The organism is Rhodovulum adriaticum (assembly GCF_004345735.1).
In the GTDB taxonomy this organism is placed as follows: Bacteria; Pseudomonadota; Alphaproteobacteria; order Rhodobacterales; family Rhodobacteraceae; genus Rhodovulum; species Rhodovulum adriaticum.
The window spans coordinates 227,328-237,036 of the sequence record NZ_SLXL01000004.1 but is presented as its reverse complement, the minus strand read 5'-3'; the positions used below and the strand labels follow the sequence as shown (position 1 = coordinate 237,036).

Here is a 9,709-nt window from a genome sequence, read left to right as displayed (position 1 = left end):
TTCGGGCTGTCCCAGCAGCAGGCCTCGGCCGACATCAACACCTATCTCGATGGTCGCAAGAGCAACCTGGTCTACGACCGCAAGGCCAAGTGCTATCGGCGGGGCAAGAATTTCCGCCCGCGCTTCTACCGGCCCGACGCGGGCGGGTTCCTGAACCAGCTACAGGCGGTGGAGACGGGGCTGCTGCCCCCGGCCGAGAGCTGGATCGCGCCCTTGCCCGCGGTGGCCGGCGCGCCCTTGCCGGCGCGCGGCGTCGTTCCGGAAATCCTGCGCGAGGTCTACGGGGCGATCACGGGTGGGCTGGCGCTGGAGGTCGTCTACCAATCGATGTCGCGTCCGGAGCCGGGGGCGCGGATCATCGAGCCCCATGCTCTGGCCTTCGACGGGTTCCGCTGGCATGCGCGGGCCTTCTGCTGGCGCGACGGGGTGTTCAAGGATTTCCTGCTTTCGCGGATCCTCGAGGCCCGGGAGTGCGGCCCTGCGGAAAGCACCCCCACCGAGGACCGGGCCTGGCAGGAGGAGATCGAGCTGGTGATCGCGCCGCATCCCGGCCTTTCCGAGGCGCAGACCCGGGTTTTCGAGATGGATTACGCGATGGAGGCGGGCGTGGCGCGGATTCCGGTGCGCCGGGCGCTGCTCTATTACGCGCTGAAGCGGCTTGGGCTGGACACGGATCCGGACGCGCGGGCGCCGCGGGACCAGCAGATCGTGTTGGTCAATCGCGACGAGGTGATGGCGGCGCTTGGGGCGTGAAGCCTTTCCTGAAGGAACGGACTGTCGTTGCCTTTTGGCACATCAAGACTATATTAATGCCAAAGGAGACCGGCCATGCAGTTCGCCACAATCCATCCGATCGCCGCGCGCCCCGACCTTCCCGTCATCACCGACGAGGAGGCGGCAGCGCTGGCACGCACCACCCTCAACCTGTTCCGCGCCTGGGGCCTTGCGGATAGCGAGGCGCGCGTGCTCTTGGGGGGCATGGCCCAGCGTACCTGGGCGCGCTGGAAGGCCGGCGATATCGGTCGCATCGATCGTGACCTCCGTGCGCGCATGGCGATCCTGATGGGCATTCACAAGGCCCTGCGGTACCTTTTCATCGACCCCGCACGCGGCTATGCGTGGATCCGCAAGCCCAACGAGGCCTTCGGCGGGCAGAGCGCGCTCGACATCATGATGCGCGGCGAGATCACCGACCTGATCGACCTGCGGGCCTATCTGGATGCCGAGCGGGGTGACTGGTGAATATCCCCGTCCGCCGCGTGACATGGCCCCGCACTGTCCGCATCATCCGCTCGATCCACCCGTCCATCGACCTGTTCGAAGACATTGCCGACCCCGCCGATTGGGAGGCGCTGGCCTCGGCCGAGGCCAAGTTCAATCCGCGCATCCGCGAGAGCATCGGTGATCTCTCCAAGGTGCCTGTCGCCCGCCGCGTGACCGGCCCCGGTGCGAGTTGGGTCATGGCGCCCTTCGTCCATTGCTCGCCCCTGCGGCCGGGGCGGTTCTCGGACGGCAGTTTCGGCCTCTACTACGCCGGCGATCGCACCGAGGTCGCCATTGCCGAAACCATCCACCACCACGCCCGCTTCATGCGCGCCACGAACGAGGCGCCTGGCTGGACGTCGCAGTTCCGCGAACTGATCGGGGCCGTCGATGCCGATCTGGATGACGTCGCCGGCCGCGCCGACCTGTTTGATCCGGACGATTACCGCGCCTCCCAGGTCTTCGGGGCCGAGCGGCGCGCGGCCGGGTCGAACGGCATCACCTGGCCCAGCATCCGCTATCCCGATGGCCGGTGCATCGCCGCCTTCTGGCCCGACGTGATCCCGATCCCGACCCAGGGGGCGCATTTCGCCTATCACTGGAACGGCGAGGCGGTGGATTACGTCAAGCAGTTGGACAGCGGGGAGGTCTGGCGCGTCTCATGACCCTGGAAGACGGATCGAGCATCGGAAATGGGGCCGTGACCGCACGGCTGCGGCATCTCTATCCACAGGTTTTTCGTGGAGGGGGATTCTTTCGTTCCCTTTCAACTACTAGGTTATCGAAAGCTGCCGGCAACAGGCATTACATTCAGGGAGACCGGCCTTGAGCCAGGAGACCATCAACACCAACGCCACCTTCATCTGGTCGATTGCGGAATTGCTGCGCGGAGATTTCAAGCAGTCCGAATACGGCAAGATCGTGCTGCCCTTCACGATCCTGCGCCGTCTCGATTGCCTGCTTGAGCCCACGAAGGAGGCGGTGCTGGCCACGGCGGAATCCCTGCCCGAGGAAACCGACGAGGCGGCCCGGATGATGATCCTTGGCGCGGCGGCCAATGCCGGCGGGCAGATCTACAACGAAAGCCGGTTCACCTTCGAGACGCTTCGCCAGCAGGATGCCGGCGAATTGCGGACCAACCTCGTCGATTACCTCGCGGGCTTCAGCCCGAATGTCCGGGACATCTTCCTCGAGAAGTTCGAGATGACCGAGGTCCTGAAGAAGCTCGACAACGCGGGGTCGCTCTGGATGGTCTTCGACCGGTTCTGCCAGATCGACCTGCACCCCGAACGGGTCTCCAACCTGGAAATGGGCTACCTGTTCGAGGAGCTGATCCGGCGCTTTTCGGAAATCTCTAACGAGACCGCGGGGGAGCATTTCACGCCGCGCGAGGTGGTCCGGCTCATGGTCGACCTGCTGCTGGCCAATGACGAGGATGCGCTTTCCGGGAAAGGGGTCATTCGGCGCGTCTATGACCCGGCCTGCGGAACGGGCGGCATGCTGTCGGTCGCGGAAGAGGCCATGAAGGCGCTGAACCCGGACCTCAATGTCGATCTCTTCGGGCAGGAGCTCAACGGCGAGTCCTTCGCGATCTGCAAGTCCGACATGATGATCAAGGGCCACGATGCCTCGCGCATCGCCTATGGCAACACGCTGACCGAGGACGCCCACCGGGGCGAGACCTTCCACTACATGCTCTCCAATCCGCCCTACGGGGTGGACTGGAAGAAATACGCCGCGCCCATCAAGGAAGAGGCGGAGGAGATGGGCTACGAGGGCCGGTTCGGCGCGGGGCTGCCACGGATCTCCGATGGCCAGCTGCTCTTCGTGCAGCACATGATCTCGAAGATGCGGGAGGACGGGAACGGCTCGCGCATCGGCATCGTGATGAATGGCTCGCCGCTTTTCACCGGCGGGGCCGGTTCCGGTGAGAGCGAGATCCGGCGCTGGATGATGGAAAACGACCTCGTCGAGGCGATCGTGGCCTTGCCCACGGACATCTTCTACAACACCGGCATCCAGACTTATATCTGGATCCTGTCGAACCGGAAGCCGGAAAAGCGCCGGGGCAAGGTCCAGTTGATCGATGCTTCGGGCGAGGCGTTCTGGACTTCGATGCGCAAGTCCCTGGGCTCGAAGCGGCGCTTCATCCCCGACGAGGCCCGGGCCGAGATCGTGCGGATCTACGGCGAGTTCCTGAACGGGGAGAGCGGCTATTCGGAGGTGTCGAAGATCTTCGACACGGCGGATTTCGGCTACCGGGAAATCCGGGTGGAGCGGCCGTTGAAGCTCGCCTTCGCCGCCACGCCCGAGGCGCTGGAGGCGTTGCGCGAAGCGAAACCGTTCCAGAAACTTGCCCCGGAGGACCAGGCCCGCGTGCTGGAGGCGGTGCAGGATGGCTTGCCCGCTGGTCAGCGATGGATGAACCGCGAGGATTTCGACAAGGCGCTCTCCGCAGCCCTCCGCGGCAAGGGCATCAAGATCGGCGCGCCGGTCAAGAAGGCGATCCTGTCTGCCCTGTCCGAACGCGACGAGGATGCCGAGGTCTGCACCGACAAGAACGGCAACCCCGAACCCGACACCGATCTGCGCGATCACGAACTGGTTCCGCTGAACGAGGACTGGCGCGCCTATGTGCAGCGCGAGGTTCTGTCCTTCGTCCCCGAGGCTTTCGTGGATGAGAGTTACACCGACGCCCAAGATGGCGGCGTCGGGCGGGTCGGGTACGAGATCAACTTCAACCGCTACTTCTACAAATACGTGCCGCCGAGACCGCTCGAAGAGATCGACGCCGAGTTGAAGGCGCTGGAAGCAGAAATTGCAGGTCTGCTGCAGGAGGTGGTTGAGTGACAGTTGCTTGGTTTCACTCATTGCCGCACGGTTGGGTATCAAGGCGCATCAAGACCATTTCGCCTGTCATGCGGGGCGCGAGTCCCAGACCAATCGACGATCCGATCTATTTCGACGATAATGGCGAATATGCATGGGTTCGGATCAGCGACGTCACCGCTTCCGATGGTCTTCTCACCTCTACAACGCAAAGACTGTCCACGCTTGGATCTTCCAAGAGCGTAAAACTTGACCGTGGCAAACTATTCCTGTCGATTGCTGGGTCGGTCGGCAAACCTTGCATTAACGACATAAAAGCATGCATTCACGATGGGTTTGTCTACTTCCCTTATCTACCCTTGGAATCGCAGAAGTTCCTTTATTGGATATTTGAGGCGCGGGAATGCTTCTCTGGTTTGGGCAAGTTGGGAACACAACTAAATCTGAACACAGAGACTGTCGGTAATATCGCCATCCCGTTCCCCGACCTCGCGACCCAACGCCAGATCGCCGACTTTCTGGACCGTGAGACCGCAAGAATAGACCTGCTGATCGAGAAAAAGCAGCGGTTGGTGGAGGTGCTGGAGGAGAAACGCGCCGCAAAGCAACAATCTACCATTGACGATCTACTCAACTTTTTTGGAGCAAGTCGTCTGAAAAACTTCACGCTCTCGATCACAACAGGACCTTTTGGATCTGCCATCAAACAGGACGAATATGTCGAAGGTGGGATACCAATCCTGAACCCCGCACATATCGGCAAGGGAAGGATAACCCCTGATGCGAGCGTAACACTATCGGACGAAAAGTTTCGAGAACTGCAATATTGGCGCCTCAAACCCGGCGATGTTCTGATGGGAAGGCGCGGCGATCTCGGTAGGTGCGCAGTTGTAGATGATGAACTCGGCGATAGCATTTGTGGAACTGGGTGCCTACGACTTCGTGTCCATCCAAGGCATAACCCATCCTATATTTACTTGATCGTTTCTAGTCGCAGGTCACGGGAATGGTTGGATCTGAACGCAGTTGGAACGACCATGAAGAACCTAAATGAAGCGATCGTTGGTAGATTACCTGTTCCCGCTGTAAGGCGCGAAGAACAGGACAAGTTCGTCTCCGACATTCAGAACGCGCATCAGAGGAATGCAAAGGTCAGCGCCAATATCATGGCATCCATCGACCGCCTCAAAGAATACCGCTCCGCCCTGATCACCGCCGCCGTCACCGGCCAGATCGACGTGGCCACCTACGGCAAGGCCGGCACAACCTCGGCCACACTCGACCGGATCGAAGAGGAGATGTCCAGTTGACCCAGTTTCCCTGCTTGAACTTCGACGTCGTCTCATCTTCGACGGGCGAGATTTATCATGTGCAGATCGCCAGGACGGAGAACAATCTGACCTGCACCTGCTCTTGTCCTGCCGGGCAGAACAACACAGCCTGCAAGCACCGCCTCGGGCTGCTTCTCGGCAAGCCTGAAGGTGTGGTTGGTGGCGATCTGGATCGCATCGAAACTATCCCGTCCATGCTCGAGGGGACTGACGTCGATGAAGCACTCGGCGAACTAGCCGCCCTGGAAGGTGAAAAGGCACGCATCGCGAAGTCGATCACCGCAGCAAAGAAGAAACTCGCCCGCGTCTTGAGCAACTGATCGACGCGGCATTTCTGCGAAAGGTATTATTCATGACCTTCCCCGCCCTGTCCCGCGACAAGCTCCACACCGAAGAAGCCGTCGAGGCGCATTTCGCAGGTCAGCTCGTGGCGCTCCAGGGCTGGCGGGAACGCCCGCACACGGCCTTCGACCGCAAGACCGCCCTCGACCCCGAGATGATCGAGGAATTCGTGCGCACCACCCAGCCCGACGCCTGGAAGAAGCTGGGGGAGCAATACCCGGGCAAGACCCGCGAGACCCTGGCGCGGCAGGTGGAGGCCCGCCTGAAGGCCGTGGGCACGCTGGAGGTGTTGCGCAAGGGGATCACCATCGTTCCGGGCATCAAGATCGCGCTCTGCGCCTTCAAACCCTCCTCGGGGCTGAACGCGAAGCTGGTGAAGGCCTACGAGGGCAATGTCCTGACGGTGATGCGCCAGGTGCGTTACTCGATGCGCAGCGAGAACGCGCTCGACACGGTGCTCTTCGTCAACGGCATTCCCATCGTGACGATGGAGTTCAAGAACACCCTGACCGGGTCGACCTACCAGACGGCCGAGACCCAGTATCGCCGGGACCGCGCGCCCAACGGGGAGCCGCTCCTGAGCTTCAAGCGCGGTGCCCTGGTCCATTTCGCCCTGGACCAGGACAACGTGTCGATGACGACGCATCTGAACAACGGCCAGACCCGGTTCCTGCCCTTCAACCGCGGCCGCGAAGGCGGCGCCGGCAACCCCGATGTCGAGGGCGAATTCCGCATCGCCTATCTCTACCGGGACCTCCCGCCCCGCAAGGCGGTCTTCTCCCGGGAGGTGCTCCTGGGGATCCTGCAGCGTTTCGTCCTGGTCGACGAGGTGGAGCAGCCCGATGGCCGGGTGAAGCGCATGACGATCTGGCCGCGCTATCACCAGCTCGATGCCGTGAGCGCCCTGGTTGCCGATGCCAGGCTCCAAGGCGCGGGGCAGAACTACCTGTTCCAGCATTCCGCCGGTTCCGGCAAGTCCAACACGATTGCCTGGGCGGCGCATCACCTCGCGACGCTGCATGACGAGGAGGATCGCCCGGTTTTCGACACGGTGATCATCGTGACAGATCGCGTGGTCCTGGACCGCCAGCTCCAGGCAACCGTGAAGAGCTTCAGCCAGACCGCCGGTTACGTGCGCGCCATCGACGGCACCTCGCGCCAGCTGCGCGAGGCGATCCAGGATGGTGCGAAGATCATCATCTCGACCATCCACAAGTTCTCGACCGACCAGCTGTCGATCATCCGCAACGAGGAAGGCAAGCGCTTCGCCATCATCATCGACGAGGCGCACAGCTCCCAGTCCGGCAAGCACGCCGACAGCATGGCGCGGGTCCTGGCCGAGGGCGGGCTTACGGAAGAGGAACAGGAAATCGACGAGACCGAGCGCGCGCTCCTGGAGATGCAGCGCCTGCGGGGTCCGAAGGCCAACCTCTCCTACCTTGCCTTCACGGCAACGCCGAAGAACGTGACGATGGAGCGCTTCGGCCGGCCGGGCCCGGACGGCCCTGCGCCATTCCATCTCTACGCCATGCGCCAGGCGATCGAGGAAGGCTTTATCCTGGACGTGCTGCGCAACTACCAGACCTACAAGTCCTATGCCCGGCTCGAGAGGGCGATCGAAGAGGACCCGCGGCTTCTGGAGCGGAAATCGGCCCGCAAGGTTGCGCGCTTCATCGATTTCCACGAGACCGCGATGGACCAGAAGGCCGCCGTCATCGTGGAGCATTTCCGCCGGCACGTCCTGCCGGAACTGAATGGCCAGGCCAAGGCGATGGTGGTGACCTCGAGCCGGGAACATGCGATCCGGACCCACCGGGCCATAGCCCGCTACATCGAGCAGCATGGATATGGCGACATGCGCGCGCTCGTGGCGTTTTCCGGAGAGGTCACTGTCGACGGGCAGGACTATACCGAGGTCGGGATCAACGGCATCGGCGAGAAGGAGCTGCCCCGGCATTTCGACGGCGACGTCTACAACGTCCTGGTGGTTGCCGAGAAATATCAGACCGGCTTCGACCAGCCCAAGCTGGTGGCGATGTATATCGACCGCAAGCTGAGCGGGGTCCAGGCGGTTCAGACCCTGGCCCGGCTCAACCGGACTTTTCCGGGAAAGGAGCGCACTTTCATCCTCGATTTCCGGAACGAGATTTCCGACATCCAGGAGGCGTTCAAGCCCTATTACAACGTCACCCATCTCGAGGACGTGTCGGATCCGAACCAGGTCTACAACCTGCACGCCCGGCTGATGGCCTTCGGCATTCTGCAGGAGGACGAGATCGACCGCTTCGTCGAGCGTTTCCTGCACGCCCGCCAGCGCGCCGACGAGCGCCCGGTCCTGGAAGGGATCGTCCGGCAGGCCGTGGAACGGTTCAACGACCTGCTGGGCGAGGATGATCAGGAAGAGTTCCGGCAGACCCTGAACTCCTTCCTGCGGTTCTACTCGTTCATCTGCCAGGTCGTGAACCTGCAGGACACCGAGCTCGAGAAGCTCCATGTCTACGGCTCCTGGCTGAAGCGCATCCTGCCCACACGCCAGGCGCCCCAGGGCGAGGACGTGACCGACGACATGCTGGCCTTGGCCGCCTTTCGGCTCGAGCGGCAAGGCGAGGCCCGGGATGCGTCCCTTCCGGCCGATGCGGATGCCGCGCTCGGGCCCATCGACCGGTTCGGCGCCAACCCCTACACGGAAGAGGAGCAGGCAACACTCTCGGAGATCATCGAGGCCTTCAACCAGCGGCACGGCACGAATTTCACCGAGGATGACTATGTCCGGTTCGAGGCGGTGAACACGGCAATCGTGGATGACGAGACCTGGGCGGAAATGCTGCGCAACAACCCGCCGAACGATGTCCGGCCCCGTTTCGATGCCGAATTCATGCGGCGCGCGATCCAGGCCTTCCAGCGCGACAACGCGATGCGCAACGCCTTCATGCAGGACCAGGAGGCGCGGGACATGCTGATGACCCTGATGTTCCAGCGCGCGGTTCGGGCGGCTGGGGAGGCCGCCTGAGCAAGATGTTGATGGTGGTAAACAATGGGGAATATTCAGGGGCCAGTTCGACGAGACCGGAACGATCCATGCGCGTCACCTCGTGACGGATACAGGCTGGAAGATCCTGCTTGACCGGGGGGGGGACGTGTTCCAGCGTGTCAATCTGAAGAACGGCTTCTCGCCGGTCAGCCGTCACCAGGAGGTGCGCCCCGTTCGGGCCTTCGAGGTGACCTATCTGAGAGCATGAGTTTGCCGCAGGCGACGCGATCCCTGCAGCCTACATAGAGGACCAGAAGGTGCGGGAAATGGTAATGACCCTGATGTTCCAGTGCGTGGTTCGGACGGCTGGCGACGCTCGCAATAACCTGCACCTTGCGCCCCATTGGGTTTGGCCGTGATCTTTCCTATGCCTTGAGCGTTGCCGCAAGGCGCCGACCGCCTGACGTTTTCGCGTAGATATTTGAAAGGAGAGCGACGATGGGGGATTTCAGCAACGATCGATACCGGCCAACGCCGCGGGGACTGCGCCCAGGCGCGGACCTGTCGGAATGGATCTGGTTCGTACCCGCCGGCGCCCTGGTCCTGGCGATCCTTCCACTGCCTTATGTCTATTACATGGGGCTGCGCTGGCTGGTTGCGGGTACATCGATCTTCCTGGCCTGGAAGGAGTACGACCTGCACGGTCGGAGCGCGAACTCGTATTGCTGGATCTTTGGGGCCATCACAGTATTGTTCAACCCGATCCTTCCGGTCTTTCTGCCCAAGCTGGCCTGGGTGGTGATCGACCTTGTGGTGGCCGCGACCTTCATCGGCCATTACAGGCTGCGCATCGCAAACAGCTGATTGAACGGATATTAACCGCCATGAATCAGAGACCGGTCTGCAAGCCGACTCCCGGGGGCTTCAGGCCGCCAAACCAGCCCTGATGAGCGGAAAACAGGGAAAAATCGAG

At 62.2% G+C, this 9,709-nt stretch carries 9 protein-coding genes; all 9 read left to right on the top strand.

Annotated features, from left to right (window positions below):
* Positions 1 to 753, top strand: a 753-nt coding sequence (locus tag EV656_RS08910; protein ID WP_132602472.1) for a BrxR family transcriptional regulator, incomplete at its 5' end; no start/stop codon positions are given.
* A gap of 75 nt (positions 754 to 828) precedes the next feature.
* Positions 829 to 1,242 carry an MbcA/ParS/Xre antitoxin family protein gene (locus EV656_RS08905; protein WP_132602469.1) on the top strand — a complete coding sequence of 138 codons (414 nt, stop codon included), beginning with the start codon at positions 829 to 831 and terminating at the stop codon, positions 1,240 to 1,242.
* On the top strand, positions 1,239 to 1,928 hold the full coding sequence (locus tag EV656_RS08900; protein ID WP_425057173.1) for an RES family NAD+ phosphorylase: 690 nt from the start codon (positions 1,239 to 1,241) through the stop codon (positions 1,926 to 1,928). Before EV656_RS08905 ends, EV656_RS08900 begins: the two co-directional genes overlap by 4 nt.
* A 160-nt stretch (positions 1,929 to 2,088) precedes the next feature.
* Positions 2,089 to 4,113, top strand: a complete 2,025-nt coding sequence (locus EV656_RS08895) for a type I restriction-modification system subunit M (protein WP_132602463.1) — start codon at positions 2,089 to 2,091, stop codon at positions 4,111 to 4,113.
* Complete coding sequence (locus EV656_RS08890; RefSeq protein ID WP_132602460.1) at positions 4,110 to 5,402, top strand: restriction endonuclease subunit S; 1,293 nt, start codon at positions 4,110 to 4,112, stop codon at positions 5,400 to 5,402. The genes EV656_RS08895 and EV656_RS08890 overlap by 4 nt, the downstream gene beginning before the upstream one ends.
* Positions 5,399 to 5,743, top strand: a complete 345-nt coding sequence (locus tag EV656_RS16540) for an SWIM zinc finger family protein (RefSeq protein WP_165918972.1) — start codon at positions 5,399 to 5,401, stop codon at positions 5,741 to 5,743. The genes EV656_RS08890 and EV656_RS16540 overlap by 4 nt, the downstream gene beginning before the upstream one ends.
* A 32-nt stretch (positions 5,744 to 5,775) precedes the next feature.
* Entirely contained in the window at positions 5,776 to 8,775 is a 3,000-nt protein-coding gene (locus tag EV656_RS08880) for a type I restriction endonuclease subunit R (RefSeq protein WP_132602454.1), read from the top strand.
* Positions 8,759 to 9,004 (top strand): MIT C-terminal domain-containing protein, encoded by a 246-nt coding sequence (locus EV656_RS16790; RefSeq protein ID WP_132602526.1) that lies wholly within the window; start codon positions 8,759 to 8,761, stop codon positions 9,002 to 9,004. The genes EV656_RS08880 and EV656_RS16790 overlap by 17 nt, the downstream gene beginning before the upstream one ends.
* A gap of 230 nt (positions 9,005 to 9,234) precedes the next feature.
* Complete coding sequence (locus EV656_RS08870) at positions 9,235 to 9,600, top strand: DUF6804 family protein (RefSeq protein WP_132602451.1); 366 nt, start codon at positions 9,235 to 9,237, stop codon at positions 9,598 to 9,600.
* Positions 9,601 to 9,709 lie beyond the last annotated feature (109 nt).